The organism is Janthinobacterium svalbardense (assembly GCF_002327145.1).
In the GTDB taxonomy this organism is placed as follows: domain Bacteria; phylum Pseudomonadota; class Gammaproteobacteria; order Burkholderiales; family Burkholderiaceae_D; genus Janthinobacterium; species Janthinobacterium tructae.
Genome location: NZ_CP023422.1, coordinates 1,625,550 through 1,649,477 on the forward strand (window position 1 = coordinate 1,625,550; position 23,928 = coordinate 1,649,477).

Sequence of the window (23,928 nt, forward strand, 5' to 3'; positions counted from 1 at the left end):
ATTGGAGACGCTATGAAACTTGCTTTGAAATTAATGCCCGCCGCCCTCGCCGTTGCCGGTGCCTTTGCCACCCAGGCCCAGGCGCAGGAAGCCACTCCCGCTGCTGCCAGCACGGCTCAGGAAGCCAGCGATGCGAAAGAACGCATGGAAACCGTGACGGTCTCTGCCCGCCGCCGCGAAGAGCGGCTGCAGGACGTGCCGCTGGCCGTCACGGCGTTTTCCGCCAAGGCCCTGGAACGGGCGAATATCCAGAACCTGGCCGACTTGCAGGAGCGCGTGCCGAACCTGACCGTGTACGCCTCGCGCGGCACGAATACCACCTTGACGGCCTTCATTCGCGGCGTGGGCCAAGCCGACCCCGTATGGGGCGTGGACCCGGGCGTGGGCATTTATTTTGACGACGTCTACATGGCCCGTCCGCAAGGTGCGCTGCTCGACGTGTTCGACGTGCAGCGCATCGAAGTGCTGCGCGGCCCGCAAGGCACCCTGTACGGCAAGAACACCATCGGCGGCGCCATCAAGTACATTTCGCGCCCCTTGGCGAAGGAAAATGGCGCCTCGGCGGAAGTGGGTATCGGTAATTACAACCAGCGCAACTTCAAGGCCGCCTTCAACCTGGCCAACGAGAGCGGCACCTGGCGCGCGCGCCTGGCGGCCGCCAAGCTGGACCGCGACGGTTTCGGCCGCAACACCTTCAATGGCGAACAGGTCAGCGACCAGGACAGCACGGCAGCGCGCCTGTCCGTCGGCTACTTTCCGCAAGACATACCTTTGACCGTCGTGCTGAGCCTGGACGCCACGGACGACAAGTCGGGCGTGCGCGGCTTCCAGCGCATGGGCGTGAGCGCCTTCGACCCGCTCAAGCGTCCCGCCAGCACGGATGCGTATGACATCCAGAGCGGCATGCCGGGCAACAACTTCACGCATAACCGGGGCGGCTCGCTGGTGGCCAACTACACGCTGTCGAACGAGTGGTCCGTGAAAGTGATCGGCGCCAAGCGGCGCAGCACGTCCGAGCAAACCATCGACTTCGATGGCTTGCCGCAACCGATTGCCGACGTATTCGGCGATTCGCGCGACGAACAGAAAAGCCTGGAATTGCAGGCCTCGTACAGCGGCGATGACGGCGCCGGCGTGATCGGCCTGTACCGCTTCGAAGGCACGGCCGGCGGCGGCATCTACAACAACTTCCTGGGACGCCAGTTCACGGCCGCCGTCAGCACGGTAGAGACGGACAGCACGGCGCTGTACACGGACTGGACCTGGCCGCTGGGCAAGGTGTGGAGCATCAATGCGGGCTTGCGCCACACGCGCGAGGAAAAGCGCGCCATCGTGCTGAACCGCGCCTTTGCCGACGTGGGCTTCACGCGGCCCATCCAGACGGCGGCCGACTTCGACAAGTCCTTATCGGTCAGCAATACTTCGCCGAAAATCTCCGTGCGCTATGAAGCGTCGAAGACGACGAATTTCTACAGCAACCTGTCGCGCGGTTTCAAGTCGGGCGGCTATAACGTGCGCGCCAACAACCTGGTGGTGCCCGATTCCGCGCGTCCTTACAAGGATGAAAAACTCGACGCCCTGGAAGTGGGCATGAAATACGCGGCACCCGACGACACGTTTGACGCCAACGTGGCCCTGTTCTACAACCGCTACAAGGATATTCAGTTGTCCGTCTTCACCAGCTATGTGCAGCCGGGCGGCGTGCCGGGCTTCTATGGCGACTTCACGAATGCGGGCAAGGCGACGGTCAAAGGCGCCGAATTCGAATTCTCGTGGCGGCCGAATCGCCAGTGGGAAGTCAACGGTTTCCTCGCCTTGCTCGATGCCAACTATGACGAGTTCATGAGCGGCGGCAAAAACATTGCGGATACGCAAAAGTTCAGCAATACGCCAGCGCGGCAAGTGGGCTTGAATGTGACGCGCACGGACCGCGACGTCTTCGGCGGCGCCCTGCGCAGCATGGTCGGCTACGGCTACCGCAGCAAGGTATATCCGACCACGGACTTGAGTGCAACCCTGGCGCAAGGCGGCTACAGCATCTGGACGGCCGGTGTCGTCTGGGAAGCGCCGAAGAACTGGACCTTCAGCCTGCACGGCAGCAACCTGGGCAACAAGCGCTACCGCACGGATGGCTACAACATTCCCGCCGTCTTCATCCTCGACGGTTTCTATGGCCCGCCGCGCCAGATCATCGCCAAGGCAGGCTACAAGTTCTAAGAGTTTGTTGAAGTGCCAGCCTGGTGAGCGCCAGGCTGGTTCATTGTCGCTGTTTTCGTCGTTAATAATAATCAGGAGACTGGCATGGTACATCTGCATCAGCAACTGCGTCACTTCTTATCCGCAATCATCGCCGCTTGCGGCTTGCTGGCCGCGCTGCCGGCGGCCGCTGGTCAGTGGGAATTCGGCCTGTACGCGAGCCTGTGGGGCACGCGCGAATACCAGGTCTGGCTACCGAGCAATTACAACCCGAACACGCCGCTGCCCGTGGTGCTGATGCTGCACGGCTGCGGTTCCGAGCCCAACAGCATGGCCGCCGTCAGCCGCTACAACCAGCTGGCCGACAGCGAGAATTTCATCGTCGTCTATCCGCGCCAGAACGCCACGGCCAACCCCATGCGCTGCTGGAATTTCATGTTGCCGCTGAATCAGGAGCGGGGCACGGGCGAGCCGGCCGTGCTGATGGGCATCTTGAACAAGGTCAAGAGCAAGTATGCGGTGCAGGACAGCCGCGTGTACGTGACGGGCATCTCGGCGGGCGGCGCCATGGCTTCCATCATGGCCGCCTGCTACTCGGACGTGTTCGCTGCCGTGATGGTGCATTCGGGCGGCATGTACAAGGGCGCCATCGGCATGCTCACGGCTGCCGATTCGCTGTTCAACGGCAGCTCGTTCGACCCGAAAGTACGCGGCAAGGATGCCTGGCGCTGTTCCGGTTCGCCGCGCCGGCTGATGCCGACGATGGTGTTCCACGGCACGGCCGACATCGTCGTCAACCCCGTCAACGGCGAGCAAACCATCGAGCAATTCCTGCAGACCAGCGATGTTGGCGACGATGGCCTCGACAATGACAGCGTGCGCTACCGTGCCGACAGCATCGTGCGCCAGACGGTGCCGTATGGCCGCAGTTACTCCATCGACACGTATCTGCACAACGGCGCCGTCATCGCACAAAAGTACACGGTCGAGGGCATGAATCACGCGTGGAGCGGCGGTCCTCCCGGCTGGCCATTCAGCGATGAACTGGGCCCGGACGCCACCGTGATCAGCTGGAATTTCTTCAAGCATTACCAGCGCTGATGGTGTGAGGAAATGTCCAGCTTGTACAATGGGACGCCGCGCTTGCGCCCCATTTTTCTGATGCCTGTGAATATCCCCATGCCTGTTTGCCGCCTGCTGTTCTGTCTTTCCCTTGCCTGGCTGTCCGCCTGCACCAGCGTCGGCCCGTCCGCGCCATCGGCGGCCGACGTGCAGGCGTTCGAGCGTGCCGCCCAGCAAGACAGCATGCGCAGCGAATGCGACTGGAGCGTGCGCTATGCGCCCGTCGCACCGAAGGACGCCAGCGTGGCGCAACTGCAGGCGATCGCCACGGCGCGCCTGGGGGCCTTGCAACTGCTGCCCGCCTGGACCCTGGCCATGCCCGACAGCGCGGCGCGCGCCTTTACGGAGTCGGAGCAAGACCGCGCCGGGCTGCAATTGTTGCTCAGCATCGTACTGCCCGCCATGGAGCGCTACCCGGCCGGCGTCTTCGCGCGCACGGGCTTGCGCCACGTCGTGCTGGTCAAGGATCTGAGCGTGGACGGCCAGCGCCGCCTGGCCATGCCGGCGCCGGAAATCGACAGCGTCGTCTACGCCGACAACCTGCTGGCCGCCCTGTGTCCATCCGGCATGGAGCTGCGCGTGCACCACGAGTATTACCACTTCATCGAACACCGCCTGTTCAACGATTTCTATTACCGCGACCCCGCCTGGCTGGCCCTGAACTCGCCCGGCACGGCCTACGGCCAGGGCGGCGCCACGGCCTACGGCAAGGGCTTCCAGAACCTGGGCCACCCGCAGCCGGGCCTCGTCAGCCTGTACGCCGCCTACGGTCCCGAGGAAGACAAGGCGGAAGTGTTCGGGTGGATGATGACGCCGGCTTACACCGTGCGCCTGCAGCAATGGACGGCATTTGATCCCGTCCTGCTGGCCAAGCGGGAAAAGTTGAGGGAAGTATTGGGAACCTTGGCGGATTCTTACTAAATATCAAGTATTTCCTTGCCATCCCATGGCATTGTCGGCTCTCCAGCTTGATGTAGGAACGAGGAGAACGCCATGGACGGTGATGAGTGGATATCGGGTACCCAGCGTCCCTTGCGCCTGCGCCTGGGTATCTCGCCCAAGGTGCCTGCCGGTGTGCTGATACCGCAGCGCATCGCCGGCAGCGAGGCCATCTGTGGCGGGATTGAATACCGTGTGCTGTGCGTCTCGACGCATGCGGATTTGCCGCTCAGTAGTTTGATTGCCTTGCCGGCCGCTATCGATATAGTCACCGACCAGGGGCAGCTGCGCAGCATCTGCGGCCTCGTCACGCAAGCGAGCGCCGGTGACAGCGATGGCGCGCTGGCCAGCTATCAGCTGGTGCTGATGGACGCCTTCGCCATCATGGAAAAACGCTGCAATACGCGCGTCTTCCGGCGCCTGACGGATATCGAGATCGTCAAGACCCTGCTCGATGAGTGGATACGCAGCAATACGGTGCTGGCGCATGCCTTCCAGTATGCGTTTGCCGATTTCTTCGAGGCGCAGACGTATCCACAGCGTGAATTTGTCATGCAGCACAATGAATCCGATGCGGCCTTCGTGCGGCGCCTGCTCAAGCGCAGCGGCGTCGCCTGGTTTTTTCGTGCCGAGGGCAATACGAATGCACATGCCGAGCCGGCGCATACCCTGGTGTTATTCAACCACGCCGATGGCTTGCGAAAGAACATGGCGGACACCGTGCGCTATCACGCGGACCGCGCGACGGAACAGCGCGACACCCTGACGTCGTGGAACGAAGTGCGAAAGCTGCAGTCGGGCAAGGTGACGCGCCATAGCTGGAATGAGGAACATCCGCGCGCGCGGCCGTTCATGACAGCCGATGCCTTGGGGCAGGGGCAGCAGGGCATGCATGGCAATGCCATTGCCGCCACCCTTGATGATTATCGCGTGCTGCCGCCGCGCGCGGGCATCGATCATGATGCCTTGTGTCAGCTGGGCATGTTGGCCATGCAGCAGCACGATTACGAGAGCCATTGCTTTCATGCCGAAGGCAGCGTACGCGACCTGTGTCCGGGTGAATATTTTACGCTGGCCGAGCATCCGGACATTGACGTCTTGCCAGCGGCCGCGCGCGATTTTGTCGTCACGTCGCTGCACGTGGCGGCGCAAAACAATTTACCCAAGGAGCTGGCCGCCCGGGTGGCACGCCTGTTTGCGCGCAACCGCTGGCTGGCCGATGACGCATTGCTGCCGCAGCGCGAACTGGCGGCGGCCGTGGACGGTGGCGCCTTGCGCATGCGTATCGAACTGACGGCAGTGCGGCGCGGCGTGGCCATCGTGCCGGCCTACGACACGCGCATCGATCTGCCGCCAGTCACCATGCAAAGTGCCATGGTGGTGGGGCCGGCGAATGAGGAAGTCCATTGCGATGCGATGGGCCGGGTCAAGGTGCGCTTTCCCGCCACACGCAAGCTGGACCATGAGCATGCAGGCGGCACGGGCGCCTCCGACACGGATGCCGATTCGGCCTGGGTGCGCGTTGCGTCGAACTGGGCGGGAAACGGACCTGGCAGCATGCAGCAATGCGGCTACCTGGGCTTGCCCCGCGTAGGCAGCGAAGTCTTGCTGGCTTTTCTGGGCGGCGATCCGGACCGGCCTGTCATCGTGGGACAGTTGTACAACCACAATGCGCAGCCGGTTGCCTTGAGCAAGGCGGGCGACCTGCCGGGTAACCGCTATTTGTCCGGCATCAAGAGCCGCGAGATCAAGGGTACGCGTGGCAACCAGCTGCGCTTTGACGATGTGCATGGGCAAATCAACGCTCAGCTTGCCAGCGATCATGGTTCCACGCAGCTCAACCTGGGCTGGCTGACGCAGGACCGGCGCAATGGCCAAGGCGAAGCACGCGGCGAGGGCGCCGAGCTGCGCACCGACGAGCAACTGGCGATGCGGGCAGGCAAGGGCATGCTGCTCTCGGCCTGGAAGCGGCTGAATGGCGATGGTGGCCACATGGCGCGCAGTGAATATCTGGGCCTGATGGAAAACTGTCTGGAATTGTTTCGCTCGCTGGGCAGCTATGCTGCCACGCATCAGGCGTTGGAGAACGCGGACGAAGCGCAGCAGGAGTTGCAGCACAGCTTGAAAAGCTGGGAAGGCGGCAGCAATACGCAGCCCCGTGCCGAACTGGGCGGTGCGGCGGCGATTGCCGTCACGGCGCCGGCCGGCATCAGCTTTGCCAGTTCGAAGGCCATTGTCAGCTATGCCGTCAGCAATATCGATACGGTGGCGCAGCAGCACCTGCAAGCGGTGGCAGGCCAGCGCTACAGCGTGAACGCCGGCAAGGGCATCTCGCTGTTTGCTCATGCGGATGGCATCCGCGCCATCGCCCACCATGGCAAGTTCTTGCTGCAAAGCCAGCATGACGACATGGAACTCAATGCCGGGAAAAACCTGAAGCTCACGGCCAGCGAAGGCAAGCTGACGGGCATGGCCGATGAAATCGTGTTGATTTCCAAGCATGGCGCTTTCATCCGCATCGCCGACGGCATCACCTTCGGCAGCAAGTCGCCGCTGCAGTTCAATGCGCCCAATTTCGTCTTCAATGACCCGCAAAGCATGGAGGTGCAATTGCCAAACTTTGCCGAGGGCAAGGCCGATCAGCAATTCATTTTTCAGTATGAGGGCGACGACAGCGCCGTCGATGGCGGGCCGCAACAACCGCAGTTGGCGCCGCAGGCGCACTTTGCCGTGAAGCTGGGCGATGGTTCATCTGCCGATGGCCGCAGCGACGGGGGTGGCAAGACGGACGTGCTGGAGCGCGCAGCGATGCACCTGGCCGCCATCGAAGTGTTCAACAACAAGGATTGATGACGCCAGGAGAGTGCGATGGGCAGCTATCCGAAAGTACCGTACGTGGTGGGCGAGGAAGTGGCGCTCCTGCATTGCGAACGCACCGTCTGCAAGAAGGTGAAAATACGCCGCAACTTGCCGGGCAATATCATCGTCATCCATGGCGTCAACGATGTGGGTGTCAGCTACAAGGCGGTGGAGCACGGCCTGTGCGAGGGCTTGACGCAAAGGCTGGGACGCGGCTTTACGCCCGCGTCGTATCGCATGCCCGTGGCGGCGGACAAGGACAAGCTGGAAGATGACCCAGATGCCGTCTTCTTCAAGCGCACGATCACCAAAGATACCAACAGCCCCGTGATTCCGTTTTACTGGGGCTACCGTGAAGTGGGAGAGAAATGCCGCACCGTCAATGGCCAGTTTGTTGACCGCTACGGAAACCGCCTGGACAAGGATCTGTCGAAGGAAGGTGGCCCTTTCGGCAACGCCACCAGCAGCTTGCCCGACATGTGGCGTCCGGGCATGTATGCGCCTGCGGACCCCATGGGCGATGCCTTGCGGCCACTGAAAACGGCGCCCGGGCGCATGTATATGGTGCTCGCGGCGCAGCGACTGGCAGCACTGATTTCCATGATCCGCGATTACGACGCGGATGATACCGTCAGCATCGTTGCGCACAGCCAGGGTTGCCTGCTGTCGCTGCTGGCGCAAGCCATGCTGATGGAGAAGGGGTTGGCGCCGGCCGATAATTTGATACTCACGCATCCGCCATACAGCCTGGTGGACAGCCTGCCTCTGCTGATGCGAGGTGCTGCTTGGTTCGATGGCGGCGAGGATGCGGCGATGAAGCCCTATTACCATTTGCTCAGTGGTGCGCAGACCATGGGTGCGCGCCTGAAGACATTGGTGAACATAGTTTCCGGCGTGGTGAAGGGGAACGGCCAGGCTTGCAAGCCGCCGTTTGCCGAGCTGAAAAAGGACGAATATCGTGGCATGGTCGGCAGCCGCTGGCAGAGCGCCGACGACCGCGACAACCGCCGCAAGGTTTATCTGTATTTTTGCCCTGAAGACATGACGGTGGCGCTCGATAACATCCAGGGCATAGGGTGGGATGGCGTGCCCGATCATGCATCGGGAAGTGAATTGGTGGAAGAAGAGGAGACATCCAGTCTTGATGGGTACAGTATTTCCTCCGGACATACCAAGATAGTGGAACACAAGCAGGTACGCGGCGCGCTGGCGGAACTAGGTGGCAGATTTTATCAGCGGGTATTCAGCAACAAGACCCGGCTGGATCCGGCCACGGGAAAGACCACGGTGTCGTTGGTCGGCAAGGCGCCACCGTTTGACTTTCCGTTGCGCCTGCCGACGGAAACGGAGCAATCGCACGTGGAGGTTTCTCTGCGAAAACACCGCGCACAACATCAAGCGGTGGCCTGGCCTGTCAATACCCGGTTGAGCAAGACGGAGCAGCGCAATGGCATTCGTACTATCACGGGCGAAGCATTGAAGCAGCCTGTAGCCGCCGACCTGCGCGGCACATCGCAAATCGATCCGGTGAATATCCCGGCTACGTCCATGATGAGAAATCGTCCTGTTGCCGATCAGGGACCTGCGGACGAAGTCGATCCCTGCGATGCATCAGTGGCACTTACCAGCGGAAGCGGCCTGCATGCAACCGCCGAGGATCGCCCGGATCCGGCCGGCTATCGCCGTTTCCCAGAGCGCGATGAAGCCATACGCGGGGCTGAATTGGTCTTGATGACGGCTGCCTATAACAAGGAAAAGAAACTCGATGGCAAAGGACCGCTCGATCAACGCAAGGTCATTGCCGCTACACGCTACACGGAAGGAAATGTCTTGGCAACCATCCAGGAAAGCCCGAATGAGGCACGCTTGCGCTGGCAGCGGGAAGTCAGTGCCAAGTCCTTCCACAGTTCGATTATCGGAAGCGCCAAAAATCACAGCCAGGTAACTGCGTACGACGTGGCGATTGGCAACGGCAAGGCGTCATCCGATCCGCAGTTCTATGCGTATTTATGTGCGGTGGCGGATTGGCGGGTGAAGATATCGTACGAAAGCGGAAAACGACGACCAGGAATCCTTTTATGGTCGGAGTTTCTTGAGAATTTTCGTATGTATTTTGATACGGAAGATAGTTGGAGGAAAAATGTCATCAAAGGGAACATATCTTATTACAACTCAGGTGTCTTGCCCGCTGATCTACCGTTGCTGACAGGACCTTTGTGGAAAATCGTCATATCAGAAACCAAAAGCGGTAAAAAGACTTCTGACGTCAAGCAGTCGAAGACTTGAGTAACTTTAGATTTCTATAATTTTCTGCTCGCTCTGCGATTAACTGAGGAGCGATACCCTTCAATAGTTAGAGCAGGAGGTCATCATGACCGTCGTTCGTTGGATTGGTATTCCATTACTAGTACTGTTTCTTGTCCTGTTTTTTAGGTGGATTAGTGTATCGGCACAAGCAAGTGAAAGAGAGTCAGCATCGAAAAAGAGATCTGCGCAGGTTCAGAATGAGAGTGTAAATAGTATGACATCACGGGATGAGTATGTCTTGGAAGTGATAGGCCTTGGTGTGACTTTCGATAGGTATCGGCAAGCTAGGCTATGGGATGTCTTACAAAAAGGAAGTGCTTTTACTTCTATCCGAGAACAGGACAAGAGCAAGTACGCGTGGAGCGCTTTGGATAAAAATGGGGTGAGCGGAGGGCGTGCATACGATGCGATGGAGAACGGAATCAACTTTACGCCGCTGTACTGGGGAGTGCCGTCATTTTATGCTGGGCCACCAATTCGCGATTCTAAGCAACAGGCTGAAACTGGAGTGCCGATGGCTGGATTAATTGCCGGCGCGGGAACTTCCGGCATGGCATGGCATTTGTTTTCGATAGCGCCTTGGAGTCTAGCTGAACATCCTGATAAATTGCTGCTCAACATCTTTGAGTTTTTTGATACCCATCCTGACGTACCGTATGTGGTTCTGATGTCCGATGATAGTGCGGGGACGAGAGATGGTATTCGCGCGAAAGGGGATACAAAGATGTTGCAGGATGGATATTACATCCCCGATATGCCCGATACCACCGTGGCATTTGTGCTGGCACGGCGCGAACGTGTTGATTTTTTGCGGCCAGCGATATGGGACGATCCCGGAAATAAGTTCGTACAAGAGCAATTCAGAGCGATGTATTATCAATTGATGGAATCTCTGGCGAAACCAGATAAGGAACTAGGAGCGGATTTTCCTCCCATCCCTCGTCAACCCACCGTCGCCGAATGGCTCGCCGCCGCTGCCGCCTTCGCCCAGCATCCCGATATCCGCGGCATCGGTTTGCAGGCGTTCGGCAAGCTCAACCCCTGGGAAAATCGCCCCCCGCGTGACTGGAAGCCGACGCCGTGGTTTCCCATTCCGTGGAACCGGGAACAGATGGAAACATTTGACCGCCTGCCCTCGTTCGGTTTCGTGCACCGACCCGTATTCGTCAAGTTCGCGGATGAGGAAGGCAAGCCCGTCACGCGGCGCGACGCTCGCCAGAAGATATTCAATGCAGCCTGGCAGCAGGCGCTGCAGACCTTGCCGGAAGCGGAGCGTGGCAAGGGGCCGGTGCGCATCGTGGCTGGCACGGGAAATCAGCCGGAACAGTTGCTGATGCTCGAAGGCCTGTTGCATGACTATGCGTCACAAGGCGGGCCGGAAATCGACAGCGGTAAGAGCGCGCAGTTCATCAATACTGATCTTCGCCTGGGCAACACGGGCGCAGCCACCTGGTTCATGCAGATGGCCATCGGCGTGATGGGCAGCTATCGCGATGGTGGTGCCAGTGCGGCGATTAATTTACGCGATAGCAATGAGGCCAGCATCATCTTCATCACGCCGCCATCGGATGCGAAACGCCAGCAGCAGGATGCCAGCGGCGATATCTTCCGCAGCCGCGTCACGCCGGCCGTCGACCCGGCCAACTACGCGGCGCCATCGGTGGAAGCCATCCTGGAAAGCTCGGCGGGACAATAATTCGGGAGACAGCATGCGCAAAGTCATCCGTTTGGGCGACACTACTTCGCATGGCGGCAAGGTGCTCAGTTGTGCCGCCACGCACTTCACGGTCAATGGTATTGCTGTGGCCTGCGTCGGGGACTTGTGCAGCTGCCCCATCAAGGGGCATCAGGGCTGCAAGATTGCCAGCGGCTCGTCCCGGCATAGCATCAACGGCATTGCCATCGCATTCGAAGGCGATACCACCACCTGCGGCGCCAAGCTGCTCGCTGGTGGTGTCAACTTCCACACGGCCTGACGCCGTACGCTCCCGGCATTTCCTGGTAACTATATAATCTGCGCTTGGGCGATCCCCGCCCCTGAACGTCGATTGAAGGAATGCCATGCCAGGATATTTCATGCGCTCTGTAGCGCTCTTTACCGTATCGGCCGTGTGCATCTCAGCCAGTGCCGCCGAGGTGGTGGCAGTGGATGCGCAGCAGCGCGCGTCCTTGCTGGAATTTTATGCGCAGCAATATCCGGGTGAGCCCGCTGCGCGCACCGTGTTCGAGAGCGTGCCGGTGGTAGGCGGCCGTGGCAGCGAAGTGGTGGGCAGCGTGGAAACGTCGCCGTATCGTGGCCATGGCGCGCTGTGCCGCACGCAGCGCACCAAGTTCGTGCTGCACGGCGAGGGCAAGCAGGCGCGCTGGCAGGAGGCGGGCATGGAGTATTACGCCTGGCTCGACCGTGGCACTTGCCGCGCGGTGGCTGAACCCGTGCGCATGCTGCAGCGCGTCCCCGATGCGGAACTGGAAGGCGTGTTGCTGTACCAGAAGCCGCTGCTGGAGCGGGCGCGATTATTGATGGCGGGTAACACGGCCTGCGCGCCGCTGCGCGCGCTGAAGTTTACGCTGGCGGCCGTCGACGTGGGCGCCGCCGCACCGCGCGCCGAAGAGCGTTATGCACTGGTGTTCAAGAGCGACCGCGACAGCTACGCCCGCGTCTGGCTGCGCAAGAGCGGCGCCCAGTATGACGCCTGGAATGTGACTTGCCCGCCCGTGCTGTAAGCTGCGCCTCCTCGATTTATTTTTTTGACTGTTGCAACCATGAACGAAAATTCCACTTCCGCCCGCAGCTGGGGCACCATCGTCACGCATAGCGACGAAATGGCCATCATCTACCGCTATGTCGACACCTTCCATGATGACTGGGACCTGTCGTCGCAACCGGACCGCATCATCATTGCCTGGCGCTACGAAGATGAAACGGGCATGCCTGCGCCGAACGAGCGCGAGCACATGGAAGAGCTGGAAGCGGCGCTGGCGCCCGTGGTGGAAGAGGGCGGCTTCGCCACCCTGGCGCTGGTGTCGACCGGTGAAAACTTGCGCGAATGGATTTATTACACGCAGTCGGGCGAAGAGTTTTTCAACCGCCTCAACACGGCGCTGGCATCGCGCCCGAAATTCCCGATTGAAATCCGCAGCGCGGCCGACCCCGCCTGGTCGACTTACGCGGGTTTCATGGCGGCCTTACCGAAGTAATTACATCAACGCGGCCGTCACGATGCGCGTGGCGGCCGTGATGATGGCCTGGTTGGTGTCCGCGTTTTTCTGTTCGCGCGTGTAGTACACGGCGATCACCAGCGGTGCGCCGCTGGGCGGGTAGGCCACGCCGATATCGTTGACGCTGCCATACGCGCCCGAGCCCGTTTTATCCGCCACTTGCCAGCCGGCCGGCACGCCGGCGCGGATGCGCTTGTCGCCCGTCGTGTTGCCGCGCATCCAGGCGTCCAGCTGCTGGCGTTGCGGCGCCGGCAAGCTATTTCCCAATAACAATTGCTGCAAGCTGTGCGCCATCGACGCAGGGCTGGCCGTGTCGCGCACTTCGCCGGGGATGGCGCTATTGAGTTCCGTTTCCCAGCGTTCCAGCTGGAATACCGTATTGCCGATGCTGCGCGCAAACGCCGTCACGGCTTGCGGCCCGCCTAATAATGTCATCAAGAAATTGGCTGCGCTATTGTCGCTGTACTGCAAGGTGGCGGCGCACAGGTCCGCCACGCTCATGCCGTCGGCCAGATGCTTTTCCGTGATCGGTGAATACGTGACCAGTTCCTTTTTCTCGTAACGCACGTGCTGGTCCAGCAAGCCCGGCTGGCTGACGCTGCGGGCCAATACGGCGCCCGCCAGCATCGCTTTGAAGGTGCTGGCCAGGGGGAAACGTTCGTCGGCGCGGTAGGTCACGCGCAGCTCGCTGCCCTGGCGCCAGGCGGCAACGCCGAGGCGTCCGCCTGCGGCCTGTTCCAGCGCGGCCAGCTGTGTCTGGGCGGCGGCGATGCCGGTGGCGGGCGCGGCAAACAGCAGCGGTGCCGGGCACAGCAGGGCGGCGCCACTGGCCAGCAGGAGGTGGCGGCGGATGTGGTTCGGGGATTCAGTCATGGTTTGTCGGTGTTTTCGGTGTGGAAAGGGTGGCCAGCAGTTCGCCGATGGCGAGCAGGTTGGCCGGTTTGGTCAGATGGTGGTCGAAGCCGGCCGCGCTCGACTGGCTGCGGTCGTTTTCGGCGCCCCAACCCGTCAATGCGACGAGCACGACGTTGGCGCCGGCCGGTATCCGGCGCAGCGCGCGCGCCACCTCGTAGCCGTTCATGCCGGGCAAGCCGATGTCGAGGAAGATAACGTCTGGCAAGAATTGCGGCGCCACGGCCAGCGCCTGCGCGCCATCGTGGGCCACTTGCGTAGCATGGCCCATCATATCGAGCACGGCGGCCAGGGTATCGGCCGCATCGATATTGTCGTCGACCACCAGCACGCGGAAGTGGGGGCCGCTGGCGCTGTGGACCGGCGCGGCTGGTGCGGCGGACGCTTTCGCTTCCGCCAGCAGCAGGGGCAGGCGCACGCTGAAGGTGCTGCCCAGGCCGGTGCCGGGGCTGGCCACCGTGGCGCTGCCGCCATGCAGCTCGGCCAGGCGCCGCACCAGCGACAGGCCGATGCCCAGCCCGCCCTGCGCCCTGCCCATGTTTTGCCCCACCTGGGTAAACATGTCAAAGACGGTGGCGATCGACTCGGCGGGAATGCCCACGCCGCTGTCCCTGACCTCGATCAAGACCTCGTTGCCATCACGTACCGCGCGCAAGCTGATATGGCCGCCGGCGGGTGTGTACTTGGCGGCATTGTTGAGCAAATTGCCCAGTACCTGCGCCAGCCGCGTGGGATCGGCATCGAGCGGCAGCGGGTCTTCAGCGAGTTGCATCTGGAACTGGTGGTGGCCCGCTTCGATCAGCGGCATGCTCGTTTCCACGGCGCTGGCGATGATGGTTTTCAAGTCCGCGCGTTCCAGCTTGAGTTCGATCTGGCCCCGCGTGATGCGGGCCACGTCCAGTAAATCATTGACCAGGTGCACCATCTGATTGACTTGCCGCTCCATCACGTCGCGCACTCTCGCCACGGTGGCGGGCTTGTCGGCGGCCAGGCGCATGATCTGCAAGCCGTTGCGGATTGGCGCGAGCGGGTTGCGCAATTCGTGCGCCAAGGTGGCCAGGAATTCCGTCTTGCGCCGGTCCATCTCGGACAGATTGTCGGCCAACTGGCGCAATTGCTGCTCTGAGCGCTTGCGTTCGCTGATGTCGCTGAACAATACCGTCAGCAGGCGGCTGCCGGGGCCGCCCAGGCGCGCGGCGAAGACTTCGAACCAGCGCTCCATGGCCACGGCTTCATTTTCGTAGCGCACGGGTTCGCCCGTCTTGACGACTTGGTCGTACAGGTCGAACCAGTGCTGGTCGTGCTCGGGCACGAAGCTGCGGATGGTCTTGCCGATGGCATTGTCCAGACCCGACTGCTTGACGAAGGCGGGGTTGCCTTCCAGGTAGCGGAAATCGATGGGGCGGCCTTGCTCGTCGTACAGCATTTCGATGACGCAAAAGCCCTGGTCCATCAGCTCGATCAGGGTGCGGTAGCGTTCCTCGCTGCGGCGCAGCGCATCTTCCACCTGTTTCTGGCGCGTGATGTCGAGCAGGACGCCGGGCAATTGCAAGGGCGTGCCATCGGGCGCGTATTCCGCGCGGCCCCGTGCGATGACCGAGCGGTACTGGCCATCGCCGGCAGCGACGCGGTAGCTGGCCTCGAACGGCATGTGCGCATGCACCGCCTGGCTTATCTGCGCGCTGACTTGCGCGCGCTCATCGGGATGGATGATGTCCAAGTAGCGCGCCAGCGGCGCCGCCGTGGCCGCTTCGGCATTGACGGGGAACCAGCGTGCCATATTGCTGTCGGCCGTGACCCGGTCGGCCACGATGTCCCAGTTCCAGGTGGCCACTTCACCGGCCTCCAGGGTCAGGCGCAGGGTTTCCTCGTTCTGTTTGCTGGCCGTCAAGTCGAGCGAGATGCCGGACAGGGCGATCACGTGGCCGGCACCGTCGCTGCTGCAGGTGCCGCGCATGTGCGCCCAGTGCAGCGATCCATCGGGCCAGCGCACGCGGATGTCGATCTCGAAATCGCTGGCGCTGGCGATGGCGGCGTGCACCACCGTCTGCCAGTGCTGCAGCTCGCCGTCGAGCATGGCACCAGTCAGTTGCGCGTAGTCGATGTGGCTGGCAGCTGGCAGGCCCAGATTGGCCTTGAACGCGTCGGAGCAGGCCATGCTGCCGCTGCCCAGGTCGATTTCCCACGTGCCCATGCGGCCGCCCTGCATGGCCAGGCGCAGCCGCTGTTCCGTCTGCCGTTGCTGCGTCACGTCGCAATGCGAACCCAGCCATTCAACGATGCTGCCGTCGGGCGCCAGCACAGGCAGCATGCGCACGAGCATATTGCGGTAGGTGCCGCTGACGTGGCGCAGCCGGTATTCCGCTTCGAACACGCTCGTCAGATGTGACGGCATGACGTAAGGCAAGTTGCGGTCGTCCGGATGCAGCGCATTGAGCCAGCCGCGGCCCAGCAGTTCGGCTTCGGTCTGGCCCGTGAAGGCGCGCCAGGAGGGTTGGTCGGCATCGAACTGGCCGAAGGTTTTCGTGCTCCAGACGATGTCGCAATGGGCGCGCAGCAGCGAATGGGCGGCTTGGGCGGCCTGGGCGGCAGCGATGGAGGACGGGACGGCGTTGCTGGGCTGGCTCGGTTCTGGCATGGAGGCGATCGATGATGGTGCGGGGTACCGCCGCCGCACTGGGATGGGGCGGCATGGCAGCTCAATTATGGCGATATTACAACTATTTTTACCCTCAGGGTTGTCTTGCAGGATGCCAATTCTGCTTTCTGCAGGCTATGAGAAAAAGGCGCGTAGTGCGGCAAATCATCGGGTGAAACAGCACTGCACTGGCGCTGTTGTGGCTGAATAACCACTAGTCAGGCCTTTATGTTGATGAATGAATATTTTACATAACAATATTCTTGCAGCGCATAAGGCGCTTGAATTAAATTGGCGCCTTACTTAAAAGTTGGTGTTCATCAGACATCCCAGAGATGCGGCCGCCACCGCTGTCAGCTTGGACGACAGCCAGGGCAGAGCCAGTGACGCCAGGAGCGGAGAAACATCCGTTCGCGCTGCTGCACCATGACGGTGCAGAGAACGCCAGCGCCGTACATAAGCCGGAGACAGGTTGGAAGACAGATTTCGCAATTCTTTTTTAAACTTCTGGGAAACAACATGATCAAGATGTCCAAGATGCACCAGCGTTTGTGCGCCAAAAGCGCCGCCATGCTGGCACTGTCCGCTGCCTTGCCTATCGGCTCGGCGTATGCTGATGAAGTCGCTGCTGATACGACCGCTGCCGCCAGCCAGCTGGAAACCGTGACCGTGACGGCGCAGCGCCGCAAGGAAAATATCCGCGACGTGCCCGTTTCCGTATCGCTGCTGCGCGATGAGAAGCTCGACGTGCTGGTATCCGGCGGACAAGATATCCGCGTGCTGGCCGGCAAAGTGCCTAGCCTGAACGTGGAATCGTCGAATGGCCGCACCTTCCCCCGCTTCTACATCCGCGGCTACGGCAATACCGACTTCAACATCTTTGCATCGCAGCCTGTTTCCCTGATTTACGACGATGTCGTGCAAGAAAATCCGATCCTCAAGGGCTATCCGATTTTCGACGTGGCTGGCGTGGAAGTGCTGCGCGGCCCGCAAGGCACCTTGTTCGGCCGCAACACCCCTGCCGGCGTGGTCAAGTTCGAATCCGTCAAGCCGAACCTGGACAAGGTTGAAGGCTATTACAACGTCTCCGCCGCCACGCACAACACGACCAATTTCGATGGCGCCGTCAACGTGCCACTGAGCAAAGAATGGGCCATGCGTGTCTCGACCCTGCGCCAGCATCGCGACGACTACGTCGACAACAAGTTTACGGGCAAGAAAAACGCCCTGGACGGCTACAACGAACACGCGGAACGCGTGCAATTGATGTATGCGCCGAACGGTACGTTCAACGCTCTGTTCAATGTGCATCAGCGCAGCACCACGGGCAGCGCGCGCGTGTTCTTCGCCAACGCCATCAAGCTTGGCACGAATGACCTGGTCGACGGTTTCGATCCGACCAAATCCTACACCGATGCCTTGAATTTCCAGGAGCTGCGCACCAATGGCGCCAGCGCTCGCCTGAGCTGGGAACTCGACGGCGTCAAGCTGTACTCGATCACTGGTTTCGAACGCGTGGGCAAGTATGTGTCGCATGGCGACATCGACGGTGGCGCACCAGGCATGGTGCCAGCTATTCCATTCCCGGTGGAAACCGCTGGCGGCATCAGCAGCGTGAAACAGTACTCGCAAGAATTCCGCGCCGAATCGAAAAATGCCGGTCCGCTCAATTGGCAGGCTGGCGTGTACTACTTCAACGAAGATGCCAACGGCTATACGGATAACTTCGGCGGTAGCGACCATGCGCTCGTTTCGCACCTGGCCAGCCGCCAGAAAAACACGGCCTGGGCCACCTTCGGTTCCGTCAACTATGCCGTCAACGATGACTTCATGCTGCGTGCCGGCTTGCGCTACACCAAGGACAAGAAGGATTTCAACACGGTAGTAGCGAACAACGTCCCGCAAATCAACCCAACCAGCGCCGATGTCAGCAAAGCCAAGGTCAACTGGGATCTGAGCGGTACCTACAAGTACAACAAGGACGTGAACTTCTACGGCCGTATCGCCACTGGTTTCCGCGCGCCAAGTATCGCGCCAGCCAGCAAGGATGTGTCTGTGACCGTGGCCGATGCGGAAACGATCACCTCGTTCGAAGCGGGCATCAAGGCCGACCTGTTCGAGCGCCGCGCCCGGGTTGCTTTCAGCCTGTACAACTACCAGGTGAAAAACCAGCAATTGACGGTCGTTGGCGGCACCTCGAACGTGACGCGTTTGATCAATGCAGCCAAGACGAATGGCCGCGGCGCGGAACTGGAACTGGAAGGTTTTGTCACGCCTAGCCTGAAGATGTCCCTGGGCGGCAGCTACAACTTCACGGAAATCAAGGATCCATCCCTGTCGGTGGCCACATGCCGCAGCTGCACCGTGACCGATCCGAAAAACGCCGCCGGCTTCGCCATCATCAATGGCAATGCGTTGCCGCAAGCGCCGAAGTGGACGGTCACGGCCACTGGCCGTTATTCGATCCCGATGGAAAACGGCGAATTCTTCGTCTTCACGGACTGGGCTTACCGCAGCAAGATCAACTTCTTCCTGTACGAGTCCACTGAGTTCACCGGCAAGCCGATGGTCGAAGGTGGCTTGCGCGTGGGCTACACCTGGGATGCCGGCAAGTATGAAGTGGCCGCGTTTGGCCGCAACATCACCGATACCCAGCGTATCACGGGCGCCATCGACTTCAACAATCGCACGGGCTTCATCAATGAGCCACGTCAATTTGGTGTGCAATTCAAGGGCAATTTCTAATTGCCTGATGCCTGGCGCCGGCCCTTGCGGCCAGCGCCTGCTTCAACCCGCCCGGTTTGCGCCGCGGCGGGTTTTTTTATGTGCACTCGGGAAGGCGCGCCAGCCGCTGCGCCCAGGCGGGAATGGTTTGCCGCCAGAAGTCTTCCACGTCGTCGGCGCGCACGTCGAGACCGAGGAAGCGGGCGGCCGGCAGCAGCGCCGACGCCAGCAGTTCGCCGGCATGCGTGCCCGTATCGAAGGCGAGGGCGCCTGTCTGTTTCGAGAGTTTCTCGCCGCTGGTATTGTTGACGACAGGCACGTGCAGAAAGCCCGGATGCGGCAAGCCCAGCACATCGTGCAGATACAGCTGGCGCGGCGTGGAGTCGAGCAGATCCGCCCCGCGCACCACCTGCGTGATGCCCTGCACGCCATCGTCCACCACCACGGCCAGCTGGTACGCCCAGTAACCATCGCCGCGCAGCACGATGAAGTCGCCCACTTCGCCAGCCAGGTCCTGCCGCTGCGGACCATGCCAGCGGTCGGCAAAGTCATATACGGCTTGCGGCGCCTCTGGCACGCGCAACCGCAAGGCCCGCGCCGCCTTGCCCGGCGCCAAGCCGTGGCGGCAAGTGCCCGGATACACGGCGGCGGCGCCCTTGGGGACACCTGCCTGCAACACCGAATCGTGGATCTCCTTGCGCGAACAGCCGCACGCATACACGAGGCCAGCGTCCTGCAAGCGCTTCAGCGCCGCCTGGTACAGCGCCAGCCTGCGGCTCTGCCACGTCGCCTCGCCATCCCACGTCATGCCGCAGCGTTGCAGGGTGGCCAGGATCGCCATATCGGCACCCTCGACATTGCGGTCATAGTCCAGATCCTCGATGCGCAGCAGCCACGTGCCGCGATGCACCTTCGCATCGAGATAACTGGCCATGGCGGCTACGAGCGAGCCCATGTGCAGGGGACCGGAGGGAGAGGGGGCGAAGCGGCCGATGTAGGGGGCGGTGGAAGAGTTCGGAGACGGCATGCTGTTAGTGTAGGCGGTGGTGGCAGGCGCTGATGGTTTATTGCTCAGGGTGGGGAGCTTTGGCGACAGCGGCAAGTATCGTGCAGGGCGATGGGCAAGTCAAATCCTGGGCTGTTATCGGAATTACCTAATTGATAATCAAATGCGTAACGTTATCTTCAACATATGAAATTTCTTCCTTGCAGTAATGCGCGTCATTCAACGCTCTGAAATGTAGATCCTTGTCGAATTCCTTCGTGCTGAACGTGTTACTCAGCAGTGCTACAACGCTCCCCTCATCTGGCCAGCCTGAAGAATGCATTGCTATCAATGAATTTCCTAACGAAATCTCATTGAGAAGACAGTTTTTTATTTTTTTGGGTAGCTTCTTCAATAAATTCAGCCAACGTATCTCACTTGCTTTTGGAAAAAATGTATCACTATTTTTTATGGATGCTACTATTCGTTGCTGCACTTCTATAGATTTATCTATATTGGTGTACGATTCACAACGATCGTTCATTTTCAATCGGATGGGTGATTTTCTGGCTATTTTGTACTGCAAGATTATGCATGATGAGGATATTTTTATGTCATGCTGTACGACAACGCTTCCCCAGGAAAATTGAAATACTATTTCTGATAGTCCTTTCACCTGGCCGGGAATTCCCAACTTTCTTTGAATTTGTTTGACTAACGATGATTCAATCACGCCGTTGCCTACAGAATTATTTTCAAAGTAATGCATTATTATGTAATCTATTTCGGGGAAATTTTCTTTTATAATAATCAACTCGACAACGTAATCGCCTACCCATCCATTGATATCAAAAATATAAAGTCCAGTCCCTGTTGTTGTGGGTTTTGTATGGAATGTATTGATAATGCTATTTATGAAATAGTTTGCTGGAGTTTTTTTCGATAAGGCAATCTCTCCATTGACGAGCAGTAATCCATCAATAAAATCAAAAATATAGCCTGGGATTTCAAATTTTTTCATTCTGTTATGCGGGATTTTGAATGAGGCATCTCGTATGAATTATTGCAGTGATTCAGCACGGTTCGTAGAGGCAAATATTGTTCCCCATAGGATCTTCGACGTTCAGAAAACTTGCGTAGGGAGCCTCTACGTAATTGACGAAAAAAGCAGTTTTTTCCAGTCGCTCCTTGAGCGTGTCAATATTTTTCGTTGGTAAAGTGAATAGATTGATCGTGCCACCTTTGCTACCTACGCGATGCGCTTGCTCAATATTTAAAGGATGCATGAATTCTATTGAGAATTTTTTGTTGGACTCGTGCGCCATCGTGAGGCGGCGACTGGTACCTGAATCACACTGAATGATGCTATCCATCGTAATAAAAAACCCGAGATTATCTATGTAAAACTCTTTTGCTTCGTCAAAATTCAGGCAAAGTATTCCTATATTGATTGTGTTTAACATGTGTTTTTTTCTGTATTTCATGGTTATCCTTGGAAGAGAGGATCAATACGAAAATATTTTTTTAAAATTGCACAAACCAGGATTTTATTATGAATAAAAAATTTTCACATGCTTCATGTTCTTCTTTGAAAACGCGAAGCCCTGTCTTTATTCCTCGTTCATAGTAAAAAACCTCCCAATATCCATTTTTTCTCTGATGCACAGACTCTCATCCTGAGTCGGATCGCCAATCGAGAAAGCATTTGATGGTATGTTTAAAATTGCCATCTCGTGCCCAATATGTGAAATATTAATCTATATGGTAATCTGAATTTAATATTGATTTTATTGATAAGCGCAAAAAACTGATGTGGTGTGATTATGTGGATCGTGGCAGGCGTCTATTTCCCCCCCCACGGCCCTGCTTGTGGCAGAACGATGTCAAACTCATCCAGAAACCAGCGTCTCACTCTTCTTGTATATTTTCCTTCTGGTTTAGACTGAAAACCATCCATGCAATTTTCCGGACCAAAATCCCAGTATTTTATGGGGCCATCATCTTTCTCAAAAAACAAATAATGATTATTCTCAATTTCTTTAGTTTGAACCTTGTTTTGTAGGCGATTACCTCCTCCTCATGCTTTATCCATGCTTCCCAGTCTTGATCCATTGAGTGTAGATTTTTTCTTTTCATTCCTCTAAATAGAATGATTGATTCGTTTGCAGAAAAATATCCATCTTCAAATTTAACATCACGAATTATATCCATTGTCAATAATTTTAATTTTGTGAAATTTTATCAGTTTCTTATTTTTATCAACTAGGCTTATCTTATAGTTTTCTGATTGGGCATAAAAATAAGCGGAAAAGAAACTCGGATTTAGAAAAATGCAAAAAACATATTTCCAACTCTTTTCCTCTGAATTTTCATTGATCAGTAGATTGATTATTTCTGATGTGATTAGTTTGGCATTCCAAGCCTTGGATAGCTTAATGTAGATTTCAGTTCCATTTCTAATTTCAAAATTGACAATTGACAAAAATTCCTTATGTGGATAAATAAGGATTTTCATTTTTGTCCTTTGATTTATTGAGTGTGAAATTAATAAATATTCCAGAATAGTCCAATTGATGCCATCGTTGATTGAAGAGATGCTGAAGCTGAAATGTTACCCCATGGAAAATTAAATGCGGAAAACGTTTTTTTTATCTCATCAGGACCTTTTCCCAAGACTTTAGAAAGTAAGTTGGCTAGCCTGTTTTTGTCGGCTATTAATTGGTACTCTGTCGTGTTATATCCATATTTTTTTGTATTCCCTCCATCCCACGATAGCCAAACGCTTTTCATACAATAATTCTCAAAAGTAAAATTTATGCCAAATTCAAATTCATTCAAGCTTCCGCACTTTGATAAAGTGTGCACATAAGTATTTGTTTTGTTGTCTTCTATTTCAATGTAATTTTCTTTTGCAATTTTAATAAACTCAGATTCGTTAAGTGGTGCCATCATAATGCCGTCCAATAGGAGGTAACCTTTTTTTGTATCAAAGGATACTTTTTTCATTTTTTAAAACCTTCCCGGATGAGTTGGTTACGGAGTGGTGGTACGATAATCCCCAACCGGAAACTATACATTGACCGTTAACGGATTAGATTTTCGCATATCCACTCTAGAGTCTTGGCATAGGAAATATTTCCTTTTTTTCGTTCCAAGGCCGCTTCATGAAGAAAAGAGTTCTGTAGTTCCGGAGTTCTCTTTTGCGCGATCCACATGCAAATAGAATCAGCGATAGCATGATCTATATTTTTCTCATCAAGTATTTTTGCCATCATGCGCAAACCTTTCAAAACATGATTTTTCCACATGTGGAATTCGGCCACAATCATGCGCAATCTCAGGGATTTGCTTTTTTCGAAGCTGTCAAGAATTTTCTCTTGTTCATGGCTTGGTGAGTTGTGTAGGTAGTAACTAAATATAGGTTCAATATGGCCATTGAAAACATTGTCGTCGTCGGCAGATACATTGATGGCGATGATATTTTGTGCAATTTTTAACATGGCTGCGTTTGCCGGACTTTGCCATGCTATATCCCAGATGACCTGATGTAGTTCCGGGCTATAAAATTGGTGTTCAAGCAAGCGGAAAAAAAAATCAAGTTCGTTGCTTGTAAGTGGCGCAGTTTTTTTTGCGATAATTTGTCTTCGCAAATTTTTAAGATATTTTTCTTCCAGACGCAATTTTTTCATGACTAATTAGAGTGAACTCTATTTCATTGATGGTCTGGTTTTATCTATGATAGTTTGAACTGATGATTTTTCTCGTTTTTTTTGAAATGGTATAAGTGATGGATCTTCCCAGTGATGTTTTTCCACCTAGTATTTTTTCACCGAGTGCAAAATTTGGTACGAAAGTTATTTTAATATCTTCGTTGTTGTCTTGAATGTATACTTCAAAATCTGAAATATTTCTTTGCTCTTTCTTGAATTCATCCAAAACCATGAGCAATTTCTCAAGATTTTTTCCGGAAATTTTTTCTTCTAAGTTTTCTATGTCGGGTGTGTATTTTTCCATATCTCTATCGGAG

General features: G+C 57.2%; 19 protein-coding genes. 10 read left to right on the plus strand and 9 right to left on the minus strand.

Translation table 11 applies throughout. From position 1 onward, the window contains the following. Positions 1–12 precede the first annotated feature (12 nt). The 9 genes from CNX70_RS07085 (at position 13) to CNX70_RS07125 (ending at position 12,621) form a co-directional block, all read left to right on the plus strand. Positions 13–2,217: a TonB-dependent receptor gene (locus CNX70_RS07085; protein WP_208624504.1), complete on the plus strand. Its 2,205-nt coding sequence runs from the start codon at positions 13–15 to the stop codon at positions 2,215–2,217. 84 nt (positions 2,218–2,301) lie between these two features. Beyond that, positions 2,302–3,297 carry an extracellular catalytic domain type 1 short-chain-length polyhydroxyalkanoate depolymerase gene (locus CNX70_RS07090; RefSeq protein WP_096234122.1) on the plus strand — a complete coding sequence of 332 codons (996 nt, stop codon included), beginning with the start codon at positions 2,302–2,304 and terminating at the stop codon, positions 3,295–3,297. A gap of 78 nt (positions 3,298–3,375) precedes the next feature. Next, complete coding sequence (locus CNX70_RS07095; protein WP_167389622.1) at positions 3,376–4,239, plus strand: hypothetical protein; 864 nt, start codon at positions 3,376–3,378, stop codon at positions 4,237–4,239. Positions 4,240–4,311: 72 nt separating this feature from the next. Beyond that, the gene (locus CNX70_RS07100) at positions 4,312–7,107 is read left to right on the plus strand and encodes a type VI secretion system Vgr family protein (protein ID WP_096234124.1); all 2,796 of its coding nucleotides are present in this window, start codon (positions 4,312–4,314) and stop codon (positions 7,105–7,107) included. 18 nt (positions 7,108–7,125) lie between these two features. Continuing rightward, the gene (locus CNX70_RS07105; protein WP_096234125.1) at positions 7,126–9,402 is read left to right on the plus strand and encodes a T6SS effector phospholipase Tle3 domain-containing protein; all 2,277 of its coding nucleotides are present in this window, start codon (positions 7,126–7,128) and stop codon (positions 9,400–9,402) included. An 85-nt stretch (positions 9,403–9,487) separates the two neighbouring features. Further along, complete coding sequence (locus CNX70_RS07110) at positions 9,488–11,119, plus strand: type VI lipase adapter Tla3 domain-containing protein (protein ID WP_096234126.1); 1,632 nt, start codon at positions 9,488–9,490, stop codon at positions 11,117–11,119. A gap of 13 nt (positions 11,120–11,132) precedes the next feature. Then, positions 11,133–11,399 (plus strand): PAAR domain-containing protein, encoded by a 267-nt coding sequence (locus tag CNX70_RS07115; RefSeq protein ID WP_096234127.1) that lies wholly within the window; start codon positions 11,133–11,135, stop codon positions 11,397–11,399. 100 nt (positions 11,400–11,499) lie between these two features. After that, the gene (locus CNX70_RS07120; RefSeq protein ID WP_146009904.1) at positions 11,500–12,147 is read left to right on the plus strand and encodes a hypothetical protein; all 648 of its coding nucleotides are present in this window, start codon (positions 11,500–11,502) and stop codon (positions 12,145–12,147) included. 39 nt (positions 12,148–12,186) lie between these two features. Then, a complete protein-coding gene (locus CNX70_RS07125; RefSeq protein WP_096234129.1) occupies positions 12,187–12,621 on the plus strand; it encodes a DUF695 domain-containing protein in 435 nt (144 codons plus the stop codon). On the opposite strand, the gene bla is transcribed toward CNX70_RS07125, so the two are convergent. Both bla and CNX70_RS07135 read right to left on the minus strand, forming a co-directional pair. Then, on the minus strand, positions 12,622–13,515 hold the full coding sequence (gene bla, locus CNX70_RS07130; RefSeq protein ID WP_096234130.1) for a class A beta-lactamase: 894 nt from the start codon (positions 13,513–13,515) through the stop codon (positions 12,622–12,624). Then, complete coding sequence (locus CNX70_RS07135; protein ID WP_096234131.1) at positions 13,508–16,192, minus strand: hybrid sensor histidine kinase/response regulator; 2,685 nt, start codon at positions 16,190–16,192, stop codon at positions 13,508–13,510. Before CNX70_RS07135 ends, bla begins: the two co-directional genes overlap by 8 nt. A gap of 519 nt (positions 16,193–16,711) precedes the next feature. Between CNX70_RS07135 and CNX70_RS07140 the strand changes: the two genes are divergently transcribed. Then, positions 16,712–18,937: a TonB-dependent receptor gene (locus tag CNX70_RS07140; RefSeq protein WP_096234132.1), complete on the plus strand. Its 2,226-nt coding sequence runs from the start codon at positions 16,712–16,714 to the stop codon at positions 18,935–18,937. Between the two features lie 76 nt (positions 18,938–19,013). On the opposite strand, the gene gluQRS is transcribed toward CNX70_RS07140, so the two are convergent. The 7 genes from gluQRS to CNX70_RS28045 form a co-directional block, all read right to left on the minus strand. Next, complete coding sequence (gluQRS, locus tag CNX70_RS07145) at positions 19,014–19,943, minus strand: tRNA glutamyl-Q(34) synthetase GluQRS (protein WP_096234133.1); 930 nt, start codon at positions 19,941–19,943, stop codon at positions 19,014–19,016. A gap of 127 nt (positions 19,944–20,070) precedes the next feature. Further along, positions 20,071–20,922: a hypothetical protein gene (locus CNX70_RS28025; RefSeq protein ID WP_157750933.1), complete on the minus strand. Its 852-nt coding sequence runs from the start codon at positions 20,920–20,922 to the stop codon at positions 20,071–20,073. Positions 20,923–20,974: 52 nt separating this feature from the next. Further along, positions 20,975–21,364: a VOC family protein gene (locus tag CNX70_RS07150; protein WP_096234134.1), complete on the minus strand. Its 390-nt coding sequence runs from the start codon at positions 21,362–21,364 to the stop codon at positions 20,975–20,977. Between the two features lie 731 nt (positions 21,365–22,095). Next, positions 22,096–22,416, minus strand: coding sequence for a hypothetical protein (locus CNX70_RS28030; RefSeq protein ID WP_157750935.1), 321 nt, complete (start codon positions 22,414–22,416; stop codon positions 22,096–22,098). Positions 22,417–22,445: 29 nt separating this feature from the next. Then, positions 22,446–22,907: a hypothetical protein gene (locus tag CNX70_RS28035; protein ID WP_157750936.1), complete on the minus strand. Its 462-nt coding sequence runs from the start codon at positions 22,905–22,907 to the stop codon at positions 22,446–22,448. A gap of 77 nt (positions 22,908–22,984) precedes the next feature. Then, positions 22,985–23,590 (minus strand): hypothetical protein, encoded by a 606-nt coding sequence (locus tag CNX70_RS28040; RefSeq protein ID WP_157750937.1) that lies wholly within the window; start codon positions 23,588–23,590, stop codon positions 22,985–22,987. A gap of 40 nt (positions 23,591–23,630) precedes the next feature. After that, the gene (locus CNX70_RS28045) at positions 23,631–23,915 is read right to left on the minus strand and encodes a hypothetical protein (protein WP_157750938.1); all 285 of its coding nucleotides are present in this window, start codon (positions 23,913–23,915) and stop codon (positions 23,631–23,633) included. Positions 23,916–23,928: the final 13 nt, after the last annotated feature.

Excerpts from the sequence above, each read along its gene's own strand:
- CNX70_RS07105 (WP_096234125.1), top strand. The coding sequence starts at position 7,126 with ATGGGCAGCTATCCGAAAGTACCGTACGTGGTGGGCGAGGAAGTGGCG.
- CNX70_RS07125 (WP_096234129.1), top strand. The coding sequence starts at position 12,187 with ATGAACGAAAATTCCACTTCCGCCCGCAGCTGGGGCACCATCGTCACG.
- CNX70_RS07100 (WP_096234124.1), top strand. The coding sequence starts at position 4,312 with ATGGACGGTGATGAGTGGATATCGGGTACCCAGCGTCCCTTGCGCCTG.
- bla (WP_096234130.1), bottom strand. The coding sequence starts at position 13,515 with ATGACTGAATCCCCGAACCACATCCGCCGCCACCTCCTGCTGGCCAGT.
- CNX70_RS07140 (WP_096234132.1), top strand. The coding sequence starts at position 16,712 with ATGATCAAGATGTCCAAGATGCACCAGCGTTTGTGCGCCAAAAGCGCC.
- CNX70_RS07150 (WP_096234134.1), bottom strand. The coding sequence starts at position 21,364 with ATGTTAAACACAATCAATATAGGAATACTTTGCCTGAATTTTGACGAA.
- CNX70_RS07095 (WP_167389622.1), top strand. The coding sequence starts at position 3,376 with ATGCCTGTTTGCCGCCTGCTGTTCTGTCTTTCCCTTGCCTGGCTGTCC.
- gluQRS (WP_096234133.1), bottom strand. The coding sequence starts at position 19,943 with ATGCCGTCTCCGAACTCTTCCACCGCCCCCTACATCGGCCGCTTCGCC.
- CNX70_RS28030 (WP_157750935.1), bottom strand. The coding sequence starts at position 22,416 with ATGAAAATCCTTATTTATCCACATAAGGAATTTTTGTCAATTGTCAAT.
- CNX70_RS07120 (WP_146009904.1), top strand. The coding sequence starts at position 11,500 with ATGCGCTCTGTAGCGCTCTTTACCGTATCGGCCGTGTGCATCTCAGCC.
- CNX70_RS07115 (WP_096234127.1), top strand. The coding sequence starts at position 11,133 with ATGCGCAAAGTCATCCGTTTGGGCGACACTACTTCGCATGGCGGCAAG.
- CNX70_RS28040 (WP_157750937.1), bottom strand. The coding sequence starts at position 23,590 with ATGAAAAAATTGCGTCTGGAAGAAAAATATCTTAAAAATTTGCGAAGA.
- CNX70_RS28025 (WP_157750933.1), bottom strand. The coding sequence starts at position 20,922 with ATGAAAAAATTTGAAATCCCAGGCTATATTTTTGATTTTATTGATGGA.
- CNX70_RS07090 (WP_096234122.1), top strand. The coding sequence starts at position 2,302 with ATGGTACATCTGCATCAGCAACTGCGTCACTTCTTATCCGCAATCATC.
- CNX70_RS07110 (WP_096234126.1), top strand. The coding sequence starts at position 9,488 with ATGACCGTCGTTCGTTGGATTGGTATTCCATTACTAGTACTGTTTCTT.
- CNX70_RS07135 (WP_096234131.1), bottom strand. The coding sequence starts at position 16,192 with ATGCCAGAACCGAGCCAGCCCAGCAACGCCGTCCCGTCCTCCATCGCT.
- CNX70_RS07085 (WP_208624504.1), top strand. The coding sequence starts at position 13 with ATGAAACTTGCTTTGAAATTAATGCCCGCCGCCCTCGCCGTTGCCGGT.
- CNX70_RS28045 (WP_157750938.1), bottom strand. The coding sequence starts at position 23,915 with ATGGAAAAATACACACCCGACATAGAAAACTTAGAAGAAAAAATTTCC.
- CNX70_RS28035 (WP_157750936.1), bottom strand. The coding sequence starts at position 22,907 with ATGAAAAAAGTATCCTTTGATACAAAAAAAGGTTACCTCCTATTGGAC.